General features: G+C 63.8%; 17 protein-coding genes. 9 read left to right on the forward strand and 8 right to left on the reverse strand.

What is annotated here, in order from left to right; genetic code table 11:
* Positions 1–43: 43 nt before the first annotated feature.
* From pbpC to NKL06_RS31055, 6 genes are all read left to right on the forward strand, one after another.
* On the forward strand, positions 44–2,149 hold the full coding sequence (gene pbpC / locus NKL06_RS31030; protein ID WP_031207981.1) for a penicillin-binding protein 1C: 2,106 nt from the start codon (positions 44–46) through the stop codon (positions 2,147–2,149).
* 253 nt (positions 2,150–2,402) lie between these two features.
* The gene (locus NKL06_RS31035) at positions 2,403–3,086 is read left to right on the forward strand and encodes a M15 family metallopeptidase (protein ID WP_023690810.1); all 684 of its coding nucleotides are present in this window, start codon (positions 2,403–2,405) and stop codon (positions 3,084–3,086) included.
* Positions 3,087–3,316: 230 nt separating this feature from the next.
* Positions 3,317–4,345, forward strand: coding sequence for a sulfate ABC transporter substrate-binding protein (locus tag NKL06_RS31040; RefSeq protein ID WP_023673082.1), 1,029 nt, complete (start codon positions 3,317–3,319; stop codon positions 4,343–4,345).
* A gap of 18 nt (positions 4,346–4,363) precedes the next feature.
* Positions 4,364–5,215: a sulfate ABC transporter permease subunit CysT gene (gene cysT, locus NKL06_RS31045; protein WP_023687973.1), complete on the forward strand. Its 852-nt coding sequence runs from the start codon at positions 4,364–4,366 to the stop codon at positions 5,213–5,215.
* The gene (cysW, locus tag NKL06_RS31050; protein ID WP_023690809.1) at positions 5,208–6,092 is read left to right on the forward strand and encodes a sulfate ABC transporter permease subunit CysW; all 885 of its coding nucleotides are present in this window, start codon (positions 5,208–5,210) and stop codon (positions 6,090–6,092) included. Before cysT ends, cysW begins: the two co-directional genes overlap by 8 nt.
* A 73-nt stretch (positions 6,093–6,165) precedes the next feature.
* Complete coding sequence (locus NKL06_RS31055) at positions 6,166–7,206, forward strand: sulfate/molybdate ABC transporter ATP-binding protein (RefSeq protein WP_023690808.1); 1,041 nt, start codon at positions 6,166–6,168, stop codon at positions 7,204–7,206.
* Positions 7,207–7,220: 14 nt separating this feature from the next.
* Here the strand turns inward: NKL06_RS31055 and NKL06_RS31060 are convergent, their stop codons facing one another.
* Positions 7,221–7,619 carry a type II toxin-antitoxin system VapC family toxin gene (locus tag NKL06_RS31060; protein WP_023690807.1) on the reverse strand — a complete coding sequence of 133 codons (399 nt, stop codon included), beginning with the start codon at positions 7,617–7,619 and terminating at the stop codon, positions 7,221–7,223.
* Positions 7,619–7,891 carry an AbrB/MazE/SpoVT family DNA-binding domain-containing protein gene (locus tag NKL06_RS31065; protein ID WP_023690806.1) on the reverse strand — a complete coding sequence of 91 codons (273 nt, stop codon included), beginning with the start codon at positions 7,889–7,891 and terminating at the stop codon, positions 7,619–7,621. Before NKL06_RS31065 ends, NKL06_RS31060 begins: the two co-directional genes overlap by 1 nt.
* A 240-nt stretch (positions 7,892–8,131) precedes the next feature.
* On the opposite strand from NKL06_RS31065, the gene NKL06_RS31070 reads away from it, so the two are divergent.
* Together NKL06_RS31070 and NKL06_RS31075 are read left to right on the forward strand one after the other, a co-directional pair.
* Positions 8,132–9,118, forward strand: a complete 987-nt coding sequence (locus tag NKL06_RS31070) for a sulfate ABC transporter substrate-binding protein (protein WP_023690805.1) — start codon at positions 8,132–8,134, stop codon at positions 9,116–9,118.
* 259 nt (positions 9,119–9,377) lie between these two features.
* Positions 9,378–9,827: an RrF2 family transcriptional regulator gene (locus NKL06_RS31075; protein WP_023673075.1), complete on the forward strand. Its 450-nt coding sequence runs from the start codon at positions 9,378–9,380 to the stop codon at positions 9,825–9,827.
* A 65-nt stretch (positions 9,828–9,892) separates the two neighbouring features.
* On the opposite strand, the gene NKL06_RS31080 is transcribed toward NKL06_RS31075, so the two are convergent.
* Entirely contained in the window at positions 9,893–11,434 is a 1,542-nt protein-coding gene (locus tag NKL06_RS31080; protein WP_050587033.1) for an acyl--CoA ligase, read from the reverse strand.
* Positions 11,435–11,547: 113 nt separating this feature from the next.
* Here NKL06_RS31080 and NKL06_RS31085 point away from each other — a divergent pair, with 113 nt between their 5' ends.
* Positions 11,548–12,696, forward strand: coding sequence for a lysophospholipid acyltransferase family protein (locus tag NKL06_RS31085; protein WP_023690803.1), 1,149 nt, complete (start codon positions 11,548–11,550; stop codon positions 12,694–12,696).
* Here NKL06_RS31085 and NKL06_RS31090 read toward each other — a convergent pair.
* The 5 genes from NKL06_RS31090 to NKL06_RS31110 all read right to left on the reverse strand — a co-directional run bounded on the left by NKL06_RS31090 (position 12,691) and on the right by NKL06_RS31110 (position 17,991).
* Positions 12,691–13,245, reverse strand: a complete 555-nt coding sequence (locus NKL06_RS31090; protein WP_023690802.1) for a gluconokinase — start codon at positions 13,243–13,245, stop codon at positions 12,691–12,693. The two genes, NKL06_RS31085 and NKL06_RS31090, sit on opposite strands and share 6 nt — an antisense overlap.
* Positions 13,246–13,247: 2 nt before the next feature.
* Positions 13,248–14,234 carry an ABC transporter permease gene (locus tag NKL06_RS31095; protein ID WP_023690801.1) on the reverse strand — a complete coding sequence of 329 codons (987 nt, stop codon included), beginning with the start codon at positions 14,232–14,234 and terminating at the stop codon, positions 13,248–13,250.
* The gene (locus NKL06_RS31100; RefSeq protein WP_023690800.1) at positions 14,231–15,211 is read right to left on the reverse strand and encodes an ABC transporter permease; all 981 of its coding nucleotides are present in this window, start codon (positions 15,209–15,211) and stop codon (positions 14,231–14,233) included. Before NKL06_RS31100 ends, NKL06_RS31095 begins: the two co-directional genes overlap by 4 nt.
* Positions 15,208–16,773 carry a sugar ABC transporter ATP-binding protein gene (locus tag NKL06_RS31105; protein ID WP_023690799.1) on the reverse strand — a complete coding sequence of 522 codons (1,566 nt, stop codon included), beginning with the start codon at positions 16,771–16,773 and terminating at the stop codon, positions 15,208–15,210. Before NKL06_RS31105 ends, NKL06_RS31100 begins: the two co-directional genes overlap by 4 nt.
* Positions 16,774–16,866: 93 nt before the next feature.
* Complete coding sequence (locus NKL06_RS31110; protein ID WP_023682221.1) at positions 16,867–17,991, reverse strand: sugar ABC transporter substrate-binding protein; 1,125 nt, start codon at positions 17,989–17,991, stop codon at positions 16,867–16,869.
* Positions 17,992–18,074: the final 83 nt, after the last annotated feature.

Below are 18,074 nucleotides of genomic sequence, written 5' to 3' on the forward strand. Positions count from 1 at the left end.
TCTCCTTCTCCCCGCTATGCGGAGAGAAGGAGCCGGCAGGCGGATGAAGGGCACCACCATGCTCTCCAGAAAATTTCTCCGTCGAACAGGCATCGCCGCCGCCTCCCTCGTCGGCTTTGCGGCGATCGCTGCCGCTTCTCTCTGGGAACTCGACCGCGCTTTCCCGCCGCCACTGCCCGAGAAACTCACCGTCTCCACCGAAGTCCAGGATCGTGACGGCCAGCTGTTGCGCGCCTTCGCCACGCCGGACGGTTACTGGCGGCTCGACACTCATCTCGATCAGGTCGACAAGCAGTTCGTCGACATGCTGGTCACCTATGAAGACAAGCGCTTCTGGGACCATGATGGCGTCGATATGCTGGCGCTGGCGCGCGCCGCCGGCCAGTTCGTCACCAGCGGCCATATCGTCTCCGGCGGCTCGACTTTGTCGATGCAGCTTGCCCGGCTGATCGAGCCCCGCGAAAGCCGCAGCCTCGGCTCGAAAATCAAGCAGATGCTGCGTGCCATCCAGATCGAGCGGCGGCTGTCCAAGCAGGAGATACTCGAACGCTACCTGACCTTGGCGCCCTATGGCGGCAATCTCGAAGGTGTGCGCGCCGCCTCGCTCGCCTATTTCGGCAAAGAGCCGAAGCGGCTGACCGTCTCGGAAGCAGCCCTGCTCGTCGCCTTGCCGCAATTGCCGGAAAAGCGCCGTCCCGACCGCAATCTCACCATCGCTCATGCCGCCCGCGACCGCGTGCTGACCCGCATGGTATCAGCTGGCCTGCTCGGCGAGCGCGAAGCCGCGCGCGCCGCACTAGACGATGTCTCGGGCCTGCGCCGCAAATTGCCGGCGCTGGCGCCACACGCCGCCTACGCCATGCTGCCCAAGGCCGTCCCCGGCAAGCCGCTGCAGCTGACGATCCGCAAAAGCGTCCAGCAAGGACTGGAGCAGGTGGCGCGCGATGCCGCGATCAAACTTGGGCCGCGCCTCTCCGTCGCCATGGTGATGGCCGATGCCCGCACCGGGGACATCCTCGGCGAAGTCGGTTCGGCCGATTTCTTCGACGCCAGCCGCTCCGGCTGGATCGACATGACCAGGATCGTGCGTTCGCCCGGTTCGACGCTGAAGCCGTTCATCTATGGCCTCGCCTTCGAGCAGGGGCTGGTGGCCCAGGAAATGCTGATCGAGGACAGCCCGGTCGATTTCGGCGGCTACCGGCCGAAGAATTTCGACATGGGGTATCAGGGGGATGTCTCGATCCGCCAGGCGCTGCAGCTATCGCTCAACGTGCCGGCAATCCGCGTGCTCGACTCTGTCGGCCCGGCACGGCTGATGGCGCGCTTCCGCCAGGCCGGCGTCAGCCCGGTGCTGCCGGTCAACGAGGCGCCGGGCCTCGCCATCGGCCTCGGAGGCGTCGGCGTGACGCTGCGCGATCTCGTCCAGCTCTATACCGGCCTGGCCAATGGCGGCAAGGCAAACACGCTGCATGACGGCACCGAGCCGGCCAACGACGAGCGCGCCACCGCCACCATCCTCGACGCCCAGGCGAACTGGCAGATCACCGACATATTGTCGGGCGTAAAGCCGCCTGAGGGCGCCTTGCAGCGCGGCATCGCCTACAAGACCGGCACGTCCTACGGCTATCGCGATGCCTGGTCGGTCGGCTTCGACGGCCGCTACGTGCTGGGTGTGTGGGTCGGCCGCGCCGATGCCGGTGCGGTGCCCGGCCTGTCCGGCTATGTCTCGGCCGCCCCCATCCTGTTCGAGGGCTTCGTCCGTTCAGGCCTCACCGCCGTCCCGTTGCCCAGCCAGCCGGCCGGCGTCGTCAAGGCCAGGCGCGAAGACCTGCCGGTGACATTGGCGCGCTTCGGCGCCGGCGCCGACGGACTGGTGCAGGCAGGCCCGACGGAACCGGCGCCAACGATCATTTTCCCGCCCAACGGCGCCCGCGTCGATCTCGCCACCAATTCCGCCGAGGCCTCGCCGCTGGTGCTGAAACTGCAAGGCGGCCGCGCGCCGTTCCGCTGGCTGGCCAATGGCAAGCCGCTCGTCGGCATCGACCGCCGCCGCACCGCGACCTGGCTGCCCGACGGCGCCGGCTATTCGACGCTCACCGTCATCGACGCCGTGGGACGCGCGGCAAGCGTGAAGGTGTTCGTTGAATAGATGGCGCCAAGCGATTCAGGGGATTGGGCTTCTTCGCCCGAGACCCGGCGCGAGGCACCCCCCTCTGGCCTGCCGGCCATCTCCCCCGCAAGGAGGGAGATTGGCAGCTTCGGCGCCGCGCTCATTCAGCAACGTTGAAAATTGGCGAAAGCCGCAGCGACATCTGATCTCCCCCCTTGCGGGGGAGATGGCCGGCAGGCCAGAGGGGGGTGTGCCGAAGCGCTTGCATCGAGGATTGGCCTTAGCCCTATCCATGTTCGTTTCGACTTGCTCCCCCGCCTCCGCCGATCCCCTGCCCGATGGCTTTGTCCGCCTGGCCGATGTCGATCCCTCGATCCGCCAGGACATCCGCTATGCCGGCCTGGAAAATTTCCTGCATCGCAAGGCCGATGGCTACGACGCCCCAATCTGCATCCTCACGAAGCAAGCTGCGCAAGCGCTGTCCGGCGTGCAGAAAGCGCTCGCCGCCGATGGCCTGACGCTGGTCGTCTTCGACTGCTACCGCCCGGCCCGCGCCGTTGCCGACATGGGCAAATGGACCAGAGAGGGCGGCCCGCCCGATCCGCAATGGTACCCTCAGGTGCAGCGCGGCGACCTCATCGCCAAGGGCTATATCGGCGAATTGTCCACCCATTCGCGCGGCTCGACCGTCGATGTCGCCATCGCCCGCAGCGACGGCAAGAACAAGTCATCCGCCGCTTGCGGCGCGGCCGGCGCCGGCACGCTCGATTTCGGCACCAGCTTCGACTGTTTCGACCCGGCGAGCGAAACCGCCCATCGCCCATTGGCGGCAGAAGCAGCGGCAAACCGCAAAAAGCTGCTCGACGCCATGCGCGCCGGCGGCTTCAAGAATTATGCGCGCGAGTGGTGGCACTACACGCTTCGGGATGAGCCGTTTCCAAAACTGCGCTTCGATTTTCCCATCACTGCGGGCTGAACCGCCCGGTGCTACAGCGAGCCTTCCCTCGCTCGGCCTTGCTTCTGCGCTGTCAGCTCCTAGATAGCGTCAAACCGGCCGGATTCGGGTTAGACCAATATGAGGAAAATATTTCCTTCCGAAACCCAATATCGGCGAAAATTTCCTTCGAGCGGACAAAAAATGCAACGTTGAATGCATCTAATTTCTATCAATTCGATAGAGTTCAGCCGTCATCAACGGAGGCGGGAATGACCAAACCTCATTTCAAGAAACTGCTCGGCGCACTGGTCGCCACATCGATCCAGTTCGGCACGCTCGGTTTCGCGTTTGCCGATACGACCATTCTGAACGTGTCCTACGACCCGACACGCGAACTCTACAAGGCCTATGACGAAGCCTTCGTCGCACACTGGAAGGCCGAGACCGGCGAGACGGTCACCATCCAGCAATCGCATGGCGGCTCCGGCGCCCAGGCCCGCGCCGTGATCGACGGCCTCGATGCCGATGTGGTGACGCTGGCGCTCGAAGGCGACATCAACGCCATCGTCACCAAGTCGAAGAAGATCAACCCGGACTGGCGCAAGAAGTTCGAGAACAATTCGGCGCCGTACACCTCGACCATCATCTTCCTGGTCCGCAAGGGCAACCCGAAGGGCATTCACGACTGGAGCGATCTGGTCAAGGACGGTGTCCAGGTGATCACGCCGAACCCGAAGACGTCGGGTGGCGCCCGCTGGAACTACCTTGCCGCCTGGGCCTATGCCAATGCCAATGATGGCGGCGACGAGGCCAAGAACAAGGAATTCGTCGGCAAGCTCTACGCCAATGCGCCGGTGCTCGACACCGGTGCGCGCGGCTCGACGGTCACCTTCGCGCAAAAGGGCATCGGCGACGTGCTGATCGGCTGGGAAAACGATGCCTATCTGGCGCTCAATGAATTCGGAGCCGACAATTTCGAGATCGTCTATCCCCCGACCTCGATCCTGGCCGAGCCGCCGGTGGCGATCGTCGACGCCAATGTCGATGCCAAGGGCACCCGCAAGGTCGCCGAAGCCTATCTCGGCTGGCTCTATTCCAAGGAAGCCCAGACGATCATCGCCAAGAACCACTATCGTCCGGCCAAGCCCGAGCTGGTGGATGCGGCTGACATTCCGAAGACGCCCGAAATCAAGCTGATCTCCATCGACGATCCGCTTTTTGGCGGCTGGAAGAAGGCACAGCCTTATCATTTCGGCGACGGTGGTATATTCGACCAGATCTACAAGCCGGCCCAGTAGGATTTAGATCAGGACGACATGACCATAGCACCCGCCAAGGCGGGGTGGCGATTCAGACAGCCGAGTGTCATTCCGGGTTTCGGATTGACGCTCGGCTTCTCGCTTGCCTACCTCACGCTCATCATCCTCATCCCCCTGTCGGGCCTGATCTGGCGCTCGGCAGCCCTCGGCTGGACCGATTTCTGGGCGATCGCCACCGACCGCCGGACCATCAACGCACTCGAAATCAGCTTCGGCACAGCCTTCATCGCAGCCGCCGTCAACGTCGTCTTCGGCACGCTCGTCGCCTGGGTGCTGGTGCGCTACCGCTTCCCCGGCCGCCGCGTCGTCGACGCCATGGTCGACCTGCCCTTCGCGCTGCCGACGGCAGTGGCCGGTATCGCGCTGACTACTCTTTATGCGCCCAATGGCTGGATCGGCCATCTCCTGGCGCCGCTCGGCATCAAGGTCGCCTACACGCCGCTCGGCATCGTCGTGGCGCTTGTCTTCATCGGCCTGCCGTTTGTCGTGCGCACGGTGCAGCCGATCATGGAGGAGATCGACAAGGAAGTGGAGGAAGCCGCCGCGACGCTCGGCGCCAACCGCTTCCAGATCATCACCCGCATCCTGTTTCCGGGCTTGGCGCCGGCCATCATCACCGGCTTTTCGCTCGCCTTCGCGCGCGGGGTCGGCGAATACGGCTCGGTCATATTCATCGCCGGCAACCTTCCCTACAAGTCGGAGATCGCACCGCTTCTGATCGTCATCCGGCTCGAGGAGTACAATTATCCGGCGGCCACCGCGATCGCGGCGATCATGCTTTTGCTGTCGTTCGTGATGCTGCTGGTCATCAACCTGGCGCAGTCATGGAGTCGCAAGCGCTATGGCTGACCCCGAGATCAAATCCTACGAACCGCATCACGAGAGCCGGTCGGCGGCGGTGACCGAAAGCCGGCCGGTGCGGCTGCTGCTGATGGCGGTGGCCTTCGCCTTCCTCGCCATCTTCCTGCTGCTGCCGCTGATCATCGTCTTCCACGAGGCGCTGGCGAAAGGCATTGGCGCCTACACGGAATCGCTCTCCAATCCCGATACGCGCTCGGCGATCCGGCTGACGCTGCTGGTGGCGGTGATCGCCGTGCCGCTTAACGTCGTCTTCGGCATTTCGGCTGCCTGGGCGATCGCCAAGTTCGAGTTCAAGGGCAAGGCTTTTCTGACCACGCTGATCGACCTGCCCTTCTCGGTCTCGCCGGTCATTTCCGGCCTGGTCTATGTGCTTTTGTTTGGCGCTCAGGGACTGTTCGGTGAATGGCTGAAGGCGCACGGCATCCAGATCTTGTTCGCCGTGCCCGGCATCGTGCTCGCGACCATCTTCGTCACCTTCCCCTTCGTTGCCCGCGAACTGATCCCGCTGATGCAGGAACAGGGCAACGGCGACGAGGAAGCCGCGCTCTCTCTGGGCGCCAATGGCTGGCAGACCTTCTGGTACGTGACGCTGCCCAACGTCAAATGGGGATTGCTCTACGGCGTGCTTCTGTGCAACGCCCGCTCGATGGGCGAATTCGGCGCGGTCTCGGTCGTGTCGGGCCACATACGCGGGCTGACCAACACCATGCCGTTGCATGTCGAAATCCTCTACAACGAGTACAACGCCGTCGGCGCTTTTGCCGTCGCTTCGCTGCTTGCCGGCCTGGCGCTGGTCACGCTGGTCTTGAAAACACTTCTAGAGATGCGCTACGGCGCCGAGATCGCCGCGACGCGCGGGCACTGACTAAATGCATGTCGCCCAAGACTGGGAACCGTTTTTGGGACAACGACATGCACCAAATTACTGAGGGATCTACATGGAAGTTCGCGTTGCCAACGTACGCAAGGAGTTTGACCGGTTTCCGGCCCTCCATGACGTATCGCTTGACATCAAGTCGGGTGAGTTGATCGCGCTGCTTGGGCCATCCGGCTCCGGCAAGACGACGCTGCTGAGGCTTATCGCCGGCCTGGAGCGGCCGACGCGCGGAAAGATCTTCTTCGGCGACGAGGACGCCTCGCACCGCTCGATCCAGGAGCGCAATGTCGGCTTCGTCTTCCAGCACTATGCGCTCTTCCGGCACATGACGGTCGCCGACAATATCGGCTTCGGCCTCAAGGTGCGGCATGGACCGTCGCGGCCGCCGGCACAGGAGATCCGCCGACGCGCCTCCGAACTGCTCGATCTCGTTCAGCTTTCCGGCTTGGAAAAGCGCTATCCGGCGCAACTTTCCGGTGGCCAGCGCCAGCGCGTGGCGCTGGCGCGCGCCATGGCCATCGAGCCCAAGGTGCTGTTGCTCGACGAGCCGTTCGGCGCCCTCGATGCGCAGGTGCGCCGGGAACTCCGCCGCTGGCTGCGCGAAATCCATGACCGCACCGGCCACACCACCGTCTTCGTCACCCACGACCAGGAAGAGGCGCTCGAGCTTGCCGACCGCGTCGTGGTGATGAGCCAGGGCCGCATCGAGCAGGTCGGCTCCGCCGACGAGATCTACGACACGCCGAACTCGCCCTTCGTCTACTCCTTCATCGGTGAATCGAGCATGCTGCCGGTCAAGGTTGAGAATGGCGAGATCTGGCTCGCCGACCGTCCGATCGGCGTGTCGGCGCCGCACGCACCCGAGGGCGATGCGACGCTGTACTTCCGCCCGCACGATACCGAACTGCTCGACGGCTGCAGCGGCTGCATCGCCGGCACGGTCGCCGCCAGCCGCCGCGTCGCCGGCACAAGACGCGTCGAACTGGAAATCGGCGGCGAGCGCCAGCGCGTCGAGATCGAACTGCCTGTGGACCATCCTGCGGCGCAGAAGAGCCGGGTGGCGTTCAGGCCGAGGCGCTGGAAGCTTTTCCCGGCGGCATAGACATCGATCCGGCGCTACTCCAGCCAGTTCTCGACCGTCAGGCCCTTGATCCGACGGAACTCAGCGGTGTTGGCCGTCACCAGTGTCGTCCCCAACACACAGGCATGGACAGCAATGAAAAGATCATTGTGGCCGATTGGCTGGCCTCTGGCCTCCAGCTCGGCACGAAGTGCTCCGTATTCGTTATCCATCGGCACATCGAGCGGCAACACAGGAACCTCGGCGAGCAATTCCTCCACCTTGGCGAGCAGCTTGGCCGATCTCTTGCGGGCGCAGCCATAACGCAGCTCCGAGGCGACAACGATGCTGGTGCACAGGGCACCGTCTCCCGCGCGAACCGCCGCACTGGCAGCCTTGCCGGCAGGGTTTCGGATCATGTCGCTGAGAATGTTGGTGTCCAGCATGAACCGCATCAAAAGATATCCTCAGGCCCCACGGGCGCATCATGGATCTCGGGAAAGTCGTCTTCAGGACCAAGCGGCGGCTCTTTCGCCCATTGGGTGAGCAAGGCGGTGAGGCCTGGTTGACGGACCGGCTCGATGATCAGCCGGTCGCCATCGCGGCTGATCAGGACCTTCTCGCCAGGCAGCTCGAATTCGACAGGGATGCGAACCGCCTGACTGCGGTTGTTGCGAAACAACTTCGCCTCCCTGGACGGTGGTATTGAGTGACGGTGCTGCGGCATGGCAGCCTCCCCTGTCTGTTCCACTTGTATATGCCATTTGTATATGCCACTCGGCCTCGAATTGCAAACCACAGAAAACCCCAACGCACCGGCATTTCGGCTGGAATGAAATTTCGCCGATAACCTGCTTCAGCGATTTCTTTTTCGCTGCAACGCCATACGTCTGCCCCGTGTGCCTCGCAGTACACCCTCCGGCCCGGCTATGTTCTGGCAACGCATTGCACATCGGAGCCTGTTTTCATGAAGCGATTTTTCCTCAGCGTCGCCACTGTCGCCGGCCTGATCCTCGCCTGTTCGCAGGCCTGGTCGGCCGACAAATTGCTCAACGCTTCCTATGATGTCGGCCGCGAATTGTTCGCCCAGGTGAACAAGGCTTTCGTCGCCGGCCATCCGGGCGTCACCGTCGACCAGTCGCACGCCGGCACCTCGGCGCAGGCGCGCGCCATTGCCGAAGGCCTCGGCGCCGATGTCGTCACCTTCAACCAGGTCACCGACATCGACTTTCTGGTCAAGAAAGGCCTCGTCGCCGCCGACTGGCAGAAGGATTTCCCCGACAACGCCTCGCCCTTCTATTCGCTCCCATCCTTTCTCGTCCGCGCGGGCAACCCCAAGCACATCAAGGACTGGAACGACCTCGTGCGCGACGACGTGCAGGTGATCTTCCCCAACCCCAAGACCTCGGGCAATGCGCGCTACACCTATCTGGCCGCAACCGCCTACGCCAAGGAAGCCTTCAAGGGAGACGACGCCAAGGTGAAGGAGTTCGTCACCAAGCTGTTCAACAACGTGCCGATCTTCGACACCGGCGGGCGCGCCGCCACCACCACCTTCGTGCAGCGCGAGATCGGCGACGTGCTGATCACCTTCGAGTCGGAAACGCGCGGCATCCGCAAGGAGTATGGCAACGACAAGTTCGAACAGGTCACGCCAACGGTCAGCCTGCTCGCCGAATTCCCGGTGGCGATCGTCGACAAGGTCGCCGACGAGCACGGCAGCCGTGACCTCGCCAAGACCTATCTCGACTTCCTCTACACGCCCGAGGGCCAGACCATCGCGGCTGAAAATGGCCTGCGTGCCCGCAACGCTGAAGTCGCGGCAAAATACAAGGCCGACTTCCCCGATGTCCGCCTGCTGACGGTGGAAGACGTCTTTGGCGGCTGGGACAAGGTACAGAAGGAGCACTTCGCCGCCGGCGGTCTGCTCGACCAGACCTATGGCAGCCGCTGATATCAGCAGCGTTCGACCTCACCTCACAAGAAAGCCGGCGCTTTGCCGGCTTTTTCGTTTTCGCGCGCCGACAAACGGCTTCAGGCGGAATCTGTCGCGATCGGTGAAAAACGTTACAAAGAATCAACGTCTTTGTGCCCAACGTGCAATCGGGCGGCTTGTTCTACGCGAAACCGGGCTGTTCAGGCGAAACGTCATGATTTGCACACAAACAACCGCCAGATGCGGGTGGTTGGGGTTTTCATGAACTGAAGCGGGCATGCTTACCAAAAAAGGCAAATACGGCCTCAAGGCCCTCGTGCATCTTTCCGGCCTGCCGGTCGGCCAGCTTGCATTCGTCAACGACATCGCGATCGCCAACAACATCCCGAAGAAATTCCTGGATGCCATTCTGGGCGAGCTGCGCAATGCCGGTTTCGTCCTCAGTCGCAAGGGCAAGGAAGGCGGTTATCGCCTCGCCCGGCCGGCTTCCGAAATCAAGATCGGCCACGTCGTGCGCGTGCTGGACGGCCCGCTCGCTCCCATACCCTGCGCCAGCCGCACGCAATACCAGCGCTGCGAGGATTGCGACGAGGCGACCTGCCAAGTCCGGCACATGATGCTGGAAGTGCGCCAGGCGATCGCCGAAGTGCTGGACAATCGCAGCCTCGCCGCCATGCGCGACGCCGACAATGATGATTTTCCGGTCGAGCTGACATCGCAGATCTAAATTAGAGCATGGTCCCGAAAAGTGCGAACCGGTTTTCGGACAAGATCATGCTGAAATGAGAGTCCTCAGACCAGGCCGAGCTTGCCGGCCAGGCCGACGCGCTGGATTTTGCCGGTGGGACCCTTGGGTATCTCCTGGAGAAACAGGATGTGGCGCGGCACCTTGAACTCGACGATCCGGCTGCGCGCGAAATCACGAATCTGCTCGGCATCGGCGGTGGCGCCCTCGGCCAGCACGATGGCCGCACCCACCTCTTCGCCGAGCATGGCGTGCGGCACGGCGAAGGTCACCGCCTGCGCCACCAGCGGATGATCGAGCAGCACATTGTCGACCTCGAGCGGCGAGATCTTTTCGCCGCCGCGATTGATGATCTCCTTCAGCCGCCCGGTGATCTTCAGATCGCCATCCTCGTCGATGAGGCCCTGGTCGCCGGTGCGGAACCAGCCATCGCTGAAGGCAGCTTCATTGGCCACCGGATTGTCGAGATAGCCATCATGGATGTTGGCGCCGCGCACCGCGATCTCGCCCTTTTCACCCGCCGGCAGGATCGTCCCCTTGTCGTCCAGGATCGTCACCTGCGGACCCGCAGGCAGGCCGACCGAGCCTGGCTTGCGGCGTGCCGGCGGCAGGCCGTTGGATGTCATCTGGTGCGCCGCCTCGGTCATGCCATAGGCCTCGACCACCGGACAGCCGAAGACGCGCTCGAGGTCGCGGAACACGGTGTCGGGAAGCGCTGCCGAAGACGAGCGGATGAAGCGCAGCCGCGCAGCCGCGATGGTTTCGCCATTGCGGGCGGCGCGCGCCAGGATCGCCTGATGCATGGTCGGCACCGCGCTGTACCAGCTCGGCCGGAAATCGCCCAGCCAGCCGTAGAATTTGAGCGGGTTGAAGCCCGGCGTGCAGACAACAGCGCCGCCGACTGCCAGCTGTGCGCTGAGCGCCGCCATCAGCCCGTGAATGTGGAACAGCGGCATCACGTTGAGACACATATCGTTTGCCGACAGCGCCAGGGTGCTGGCGATGTTGGCCATCGATGCCTGCAGATTGCGCTGCCGCAAGCCGACGATCTTCGGTCGCGCCGTGGTTCCCGATGTGTGCAGGACAAGCGCGAAATCGTCGGGTCCGTTGAACTGCATATCGTCGAGGCGAGCCTCGCTGGCAGCCTCCACCTCGGCGTCGCCCGCCAGCAGAAACTCGCCGGCCTTGGCGCCGTCAGTCACGACGACGTCGAGCACCGCAATGCCGAGCCCCTTTGCGGCGTTGCGCGCGGCATCGCCCATGCCTTGTCCGCACAGCAGCAGCTTCACATCGAGATCGCCGAGATAGAAGCGGAATTCGTCTTCGCCGTAAGCCGGATTGAGCGGCGCCGCCGTCGCCAACGCCGAGACCGCCAGGAAACAGGCCGCCATTTCCGGGCCGTTTGGCAAGACGATGCCGACGGCCGTGCCGCGGGCAACGCCACGCCTGGCGAGATCGCCGCAGAGCTTGTCGACAAGATTGGCGAGGCCGGCAAAGCTCAGGGACGGCCGGTCCGGCGCCATCAGCGCCACCGCAGCCGGCCGCCAGGGCGCCAGTTGGGGAAGTGCTACCGATAGGGCCTGTTTCAAGTTCGAACCCTGAATGGCGTTCACCATGGCCTTGCCGGCGCCGATTGCGCGCCCGTGGCAGACGCAGTAAAGCGATTTCCGGACGCACGCAAGAACAGGTGGACACCGATCGGATGAGGCTGCCGTGGTTGGGAAAATCCCGGAAAGCCGACCGGACACCATCTTCCGCCGTCATTTATCATACGGAAATCATCGCCGACATCCTGGTGCCCGAACGCGCCGAGCATGTCCGCTTCTTCAGCCGCAAGCAGGTCCGCGCCGGCAAGTTGCGCACCTTCAACAACAGGGATCTCCGCGAGCTGCTGCTGGCCGCCTTCTACATCGGCGTCGCGGCATCGCTGCCGGTCGATTGGTGGGCCGCGGTCTGCAGCCGCGTATCGGGGCTGCGCCTCAAGCGCCATATCCGCAAGGATTTCGTGCGCTACGCCGCCGCGACGCGCGCCGTGCTCGGCAATGGCATCGATGCGCAAAGGCAGTTCAGGGCCTTGCTCTGCGCCAACCACCGCCGGCGTTTGCTGCTTGCCGCGCATCTCATCGGCCGCCGCTGGTCACCTGATATCCGGCTGGAGGGCCTGGAAGGCCTGCAAGCGGCGCTGAAGCGCGGCCACGGCGCTATCATCTGGTGCGATCAGTTCACGGCACAGACCATCATCGGCAAACGCGCTCTCCATGAGGCCGGTATCGAGACACACCAGCTCAGCGTCAGGGCTCACGGCATATCCGATTCGACCTTCGGCTTGCGCTTCCTGAACCCGCCGATGGTTCGGGTCGAGAACCGTTTCCTGAAAAGCCGGATCGTGTTCGACCGCAGCGACGCCTACCAGGTCACCGGCCGGATCCAGAAGATCCTTGGCAACAACGGCGTCGTATTGGTGACCAACACCGTGCATGCCGGCTCGACATTCACCGAAGTCGGCCTTGGCGAGAGCGGCTGGACTCACCTCGCCTCGGCGCCGACGAATTTCGCTGCCAGAGGCAAGGCGGCGCTGTTTTCCATGTCGACCTTCGAGACCGATCCGTTCCGCCAATACCGCGCCGTCCTAAGTCCCGAACTGGTGCCGGCCCCGGCAGAGGCCGGCGAGCCCGCGACCAGAGCCGGCGGCGCCAAGAACATGGCGCTTCAGGCCGAGTACATATTGCTCAAGCGCGACCGCTTGCTGGAGGCGCTGAAACTCTATCCCGAGCAAATGATGGTCTGGTCAGGCCATGACCGGTTCACCGAACGGCCGGAAACCGCCTTGCCCGACGAGGGTGGTTCATGATTTTGCGCCGGCCAGCAGGCTGGCAACGGCGGTGATGATCTCAGCCACTGGAAGTGTGGCGTCGGCCGTCAGCGCCCGCTCGTCGGCGCCAGGCGGTTCAAGGATGGCGAACTGGCTTTCGACCAGGCTTGCCGGCATGAAATGCCCCTTGCGGCTGGCGACACGCTGCTTGGCGGTAGCGGGATCGATCTCCAGATAGATGAAAACGATATCCCGGCGGAAGCCGCGCAGACGATCGCGGTAGCTGCCCTTCAGCGCCGAGCAGGCGGCAACCACGCTCTGGCCGCCGCCGGTCAGGTCGGCGATCCGCTCGCCGATGGCATCGAGCCAGCCCTCACGCAGTTGATCTGTGAGCGGCTCGCCGCTCGCCATGCGGGCGACGTTTTCGGGCGGGTGCAGCCTGTCGCCTTCGACAAAGACGGCCCCTTCCTCTGCTGCCAATGCCTTGCCGACAGCCGACTTTCCGCAGCCGGCGACGCCCATCACCACAATGGCCCGGGGCACTGAGCCGGTAGCGCCCATTGGCGCCTGTGCCGTCTCTTCGTCCACGGTCAGCGGCTTGCCGGCGCGCGGCCGTAGAGCAGGAGCATGGCGACGATGACCAGACCATAGACGATCTGCCGCCCCGCCTCCGGCATCTGCATGACCGAAAGGATGGACTGCAGGAGGGTGATCAGAATGACACCGGCGACGGTGCCGAGATAGGAGCCGCGGCCCCCCAGGATGGAGGTGCCGCCCAGAACCACGGCGGCGATCGACGGCAGGAGATAGGCATCGCCCATCGATTGCGCCGCCTTGGAGGCATAGCCGGCGAGAAGCACCCCACCAAAGGCGGACAGCCCGCCTGAGATAGCGAAGGCGATCATCACCACGCGCCTTGTATCGATGCCGGAGAGATAGGCGGCACGCTCGCGGTTGCCGATGCCGTAGACGGTGCGGCCGAAGCTGGTGCGGGACAGCACAAACACCATCGCAGCGCCAATCAGCGCCCAGATGATGACGGCGTTAGGCACGCCAGGAATGGTAAAACCTGTCGCAAGATAGCGCATGGCGCCGGTGGCCGAATCCTGTGGCGAGTAGCCGCCGGTATAAACGACCATGAGCCCTTGCGCGACAGCGTTGGTGGCGAGCGTGATGATCATCGAGGGTATGCGCAGATAGGCGACGCCAAAGCCGTTGACGATGCCGATCAGCACCCCGCAAAAGATGCCGAACGGGATGGCCAGCGCCACACCGATCGGGCCATAGGCGGCAGCCGCACACGCCATCATCGCGCCCGCCGCCACCGCCCACGGCACCGACAGGTCGATTTGGCCTAGCAGGATGACCAGCATCATGCCTGTGGCGATGACGCCGAGGAACGAGGCCACCTTGAGCTGCTGCAAGAGATATTCAGGCGACAGAAAGCTCCTGGAATAGAGGCTGCCTAGGAACAGCAACAGCACGATGCAGGCGAAGGCCGTCAGCACCGCCGGATCGGCGCGGCGGATGAATTTCGGCACGCGGCCGGCGATACCGCCCAACGTCGTGTCGCTCACAGGAACCACTCCAGCCGGTTGCGGACCCGAAACAGCGCAAACGCGCCAAGGCTGACCGCGACCAGCAGGATCACGCCCTGGAACAGCGGCTGCCATAGCGGGTCGAAATCGAACACGAACAACAGGTCACCGATGGTGCGGAAGGCCAGCGCGCCGAAGATGGCGCCGATGGCGCTGCCTTTCCCGCCGAACAGCGAGACGCCGCCCAGCACCACCGCGGCGATCGAAAACAGCGTATAGGCGTTGCCGCTGGCATAGGCTGCATCGCCGGTATAGGTGAAGAAGGTCAGGAACAGTCCGCCGATCGCGGCCAACAGGCCTGCGAGCGCGTAGGCAGCGAACTTGCCGCGCCTTATCGGCACACCGGACATGTAGGCCGCCGTCTCCGAGGATCCGGCCGCATAGGCCGCGCGCCCGAGCACCGAGCGGCTGAACGGTACCCAGACCACGAGCACGACGGCGAGCAGCACGACCAGGCTCGCCGGCACCACGCCCAACAGGCGTCCGGTCAGCGCGTCGGCGAGACCTTCGTTGACCGAACCGCCGGGAAACGGCCTGAGCAGCAGCGCGATGCCGAAATAGACCGCACCCGTGGCGATCGTGGCGACGATCGGCTGCAGGCGGCCGTAGATGACGATGGCGCCGTTGATCGCTCCGCACAGGAGCCCGGTGCCGAGCACGGCGATGACGCCGAAAGCGGTCTCGAGGCCGGTGCCGATGACCAGCCAGGAGGCGAGGCAATTGGTCAGCGTGAAGATCATGCCGACGGAGAGGTCGATGCCGGCGGTGATCACGACCAGTGTCTGCGCCATGGCGACGAAGGCGAGCAGCACGCCCTTGTTGGACGCCGTCTGCACGACATTGGCGGTGAAGCCCGCCGGATGGTTCGAGGTGTAGATGACGAACATGACAATGAATATGCCGAGTGCCATCAGTGTTCCGCGCTGCTCGGCCAGCCAGTAGCGCCACTCTTTCACGCGTCCGCTCCCTGTCTTGCGCCGGCATCGTCTCTTCCGCCGGCGTCATCGCCGTGGATGTTGAGCGCGCTTGCAATCAGCGCCCGCTCGGTGATCTCGGCTCCGACCAGCTCGCGCTTGACCGCGCCGTCATAGAGCACCAGCACGCGGTCGCAGCAGCCGATCAGTTCGTCGTAGTCGGTTGAATAGAACAGGATCGCCGCCCCCGCATCCGCCAGCTTGCGCATCAGTTGATAGAGTTCCTGCTTGGTGCCGACATCGATGCCGCGCGTCGGATCGTTGAGCAGGATGATGCGCGGCTGGCGCATCAGCCATTTGGCGATGACCACCTTCTGCTGGTTGCCCCCCGACAGCGCACCGACCGGAATGTCGAGGCCGGCCGTCTTGATCGCCAGCAGCCCGACCATGTCGTCGATCAGCCGCTGTTCGGCGGCGCGGTCGATGATGCCGGCCTTGGACAGCCGGTCAAGGGCGGCAAAGGAGAGGTTCTCGCGCACCGTCATCGGCAGCATCAGGCCTTCGGTCTTGCGGTCCTCCGGGATCAGCGCCATGCCGATGCGGTCGTCGCGCGCCGCTTGCGGGCTGGCGATCGAAACCGGCTTGCCGTCGATAAGGATCTGGCCGCCGAGGCCGCGCAGCACACCGAAAAAGGCAAGCAGCAATTCGCGCTGGCCCTGGCCGTCCAGGCCGCCAAGGCCGACGACCTCGCCTGCCCCGACCGTCAGCGAGACATTGTCCAGCCGGTCCGTCCAGGACAGCTTGCGCGCCTCCAGCACGGGAACGGCGGCGGCTGCGGTGCGCGCGGGTTTCGGCGGGAAAATATGGCTGTATTCGCGCCCGATCATCAGTTCGACGACTTCGTTGTCGCTCTTTGTGCCTGCCTTGTAGCTGGCGACATTGCGGCCGTTGCGAAACACCGTGCAGTGGTCGGCAAGCTCGGCGATCTCGTTCATGCGGTGCGAAATGTAAAGCAGCGCCAGCCCTTCCGAGCGCAACCGCTTGAGCACGCTGAATATCCTGGCGACGTCCGTCGCGGTCAGCGCCGAGGTCGCCTCGTCGAGGATCAGGATGCGCGGCTTCCTGGCCAATGCCTTGGCAATCTCGACCATCTGTCTTCTTGAAAGCGGAAGATCCTTGACCAGCGCCAATGGATGGATGTCGGCCGCACCTGCGCGTGCCAGCGCATCCTCGGCAATGCGGCGCTGCGCCTTGCGGTCGATCATGCCGAAACGCTTCGGCGGATCGGAGATGACGATGTTGTCGGCAACGCTGAGTTCGGGAACCAGCGACAGCTCCTGGAAGATGCAGACGATGCCGGCCTTGTTTGCAGCAGCAGGCGAAGCGAACGTCACCTCGCTGCCGTTCAGCATCATGCGGCCTTCGTCGGGCGCGACGACGCCCGCCATGACCTTGATCAGCGTCGATTTGCCGGCGCCGTTTTCGCCGAGAATGGCGTGGATGCTACCGGACGAGACCGAAAGCTCGGCCTTTTCCAGCGCCCGCACACCACCATAGCGCTTGGATATGCCTTCCATCCGGAAGAGCGGAACCGCACCGTCCATCGGCCCTCCCGAGGCAGTTTGACTTCAAGGGATATCGAGTGGCCGGCGCCGCGGAGATCCCGCGGCGCCGGATATGCCGCCTATTGGTCAGCCCTATTGGTCAGCTTTGGTCTGACCCATAATTTCCTGCGCGGTGAAATTGATGCCGCAGGTCGGGAAGGAATTGCCGACGAAGAAATTGTCGGACTGGTCGGGGAAGAAATCCTGACCGGCCTTGAAGTTCGGATCCTCGACGATCGCCAGTGGCAGTTTCACCGCTTGCGGCACGACGTTGCCTTCGAGCGCGGCAATCGCCGTCTTGATGGCGACCGCGACCTGCGCCGGACCGGTGCCGGCCGATGAGCATTTCAGCCCGTCGCCGGCATGTGCCGCGCAGAACTTGCGGAAACCGTTCTCGGTCTCCCCGCCGAACGGCACGAAAGCATGCTTGGCATCGATCATCGCCTGCACGATGCCGGTGTCGCCGCCTTGCCCGGTGATACCGTCGAACGGACCGTTGGTGGCAATGGCGTCGGCCGTGGCTTTCTGCGCCACGCCGTCGTCCCATTTGCCGACCACCTCGGTGACGTCCCATTTCTTGCCCGAGGCATCGAGCGCTTCATGGATGCCGTTGTGACGGTCGGTGTCGACGGAAGTTCCGGCAACGCCGCGCACTTCGAGCACCTTGCCGCCATTCGGCACATGGCCGACCAGCCATTTGCCCCACAATTCGCCAAGGCCCTTCTGGTCGACATTGACGTTGATGGCGTCCTTGGTGTCGAGAATATTGTCGAAGGCGACGAGGATGACGCCAGCTTCCTTGGCGCGCTTGATGACCGGCCCGAAAGCGGTCGGGTTCTGGGCGTTGACGACGATCGCGTCATAGCCGGAATCGATGAAGTTGTTGATCGCCGAAATCTGAGCCGGCACGTCCTCGCCGGTCGAGACGACCTTGAATTCCTTCAGTTTCGCGGCGACCTCCGGCTGGGCCGCATAGGCCTTGGCGGTCTGCACCATCTGGATGCGCCAGGTGTTGGCGATATAGCCATTGGCGAGCGCGATGCGGTATGGGCCGTCTTTCTTGGGGAACTTGAAGAACTGCGTATCGGCCGCCCAGGGCGCAAAGCAATCCGGCTCAGCCGACGGGCCCTTGACAACTTCCGGGTCGGCCATGGCCGACGAACTCAGCATGACGAATGCAGTGGCGGCAACGATGCCACCAACAAGTGACTTGATCATCGATATTCCTCCCAGTTGTAGTTTTGTTTGCTGCTGCTTGTTTATTTGATGCTGTTTGTCGTGGTGTGTTTCCACGCCTGCCG

Source organism: Mesorhizobium sp. C268A (genome assembly GCF_040324475.1).
Lineage (GTDB): Bacteria > Pseudomonadota > Alphaproteobacteria > Rhizobiales > Rhizobiaceae > Mesorhizobium.

Coding starts and splice junctions, on each gene's coding strand:
- pbpC (WP_031207981.1), top strand. CDS start 44: ATGAAGGGCACCACCATGCTCTCCAGAAAATTTCTCCGTCGAACAGGC.
- NKL06_RS31035 (WP_023690810.1), top strand. CDS start 2,403: ATGTTCGTTTCGACTTGCTCCCCCGCCTCCGCCGATCCCCTGCCCGAT.
- NKL06_RS31040 (WP_023673082.1), top strand. CDS start 3,317: ATGACCAAACCTCATTTCAAGAAACTGCTCGGCGCACTGGTCGCCACA.
- cysT (WP_023687973.1), top strand. CDS start 4,364: ATGACCATAGCACCCGCCAAGGCGGGGTGGCGATTCAGACAGCCGAGT.
- cysW (WP_023690809.1), top strand. CDS start 5,208: ATGGCTGACCCCGAGATCAAATCCTACGAACCGCATCACGAGAGCCGG.
- NKL06_RS31055 (WP_023690808.1), top strand. CDS start 6,166: ATGGAAGTTCGCGTTGCCAACGTACGCAAGGAGTTTGACCGGTTTCCG.
- NKL06_RS31060 (WP_023690807.1), bottom strand. CDS start 7,619: ATGCGGTTCATGCTGGACACCAACATTCTCAGCGACATGATCCGAAAC.
- NKL06_RS31065 (WP_023690806.1), bottom strand. CDS start 7,891: ATGCCGCAGCACCGTCACTCAATACCACCGTCCAGGGAGGCGAAGTTG.
- NKL06_RS31070 (WP_023690805.1), top strand. CDS start 8,132: ATGAAGCGATTTTTCCTCAGCGTCGCCACTGTCGCCGGCCTGATCCTC.
- NKL06_RS31075 (WP_023673075.1), top strand. CDS start 9,378: ATGCTTACCAAAAAAGGCAAATACGGCCTCAAGGCCCTCGTGCATCTT.
- NKL06_RS31085 (WP_023690803.1), top strand. CDS start 11,548: ATGAGGCTGCCGTGGTTGGGAAAATCCCGGAAAGCCGACCGGACACCA.
- NKL06_RS31105 (WP_023690799.1), bottom strand. CDS start 16,773: ATGGACGGTGCGGTTCCGCTCTTCCGGATGGAAGGCATATCCAAGCGC.
- NKL06_RS31110 (WP_023682221.1), bottom strand. CDS start 17,991: ATGATCAAGTCACTTGTTGGTGGCATCGTTGCCGCCACTGCATTCGTC.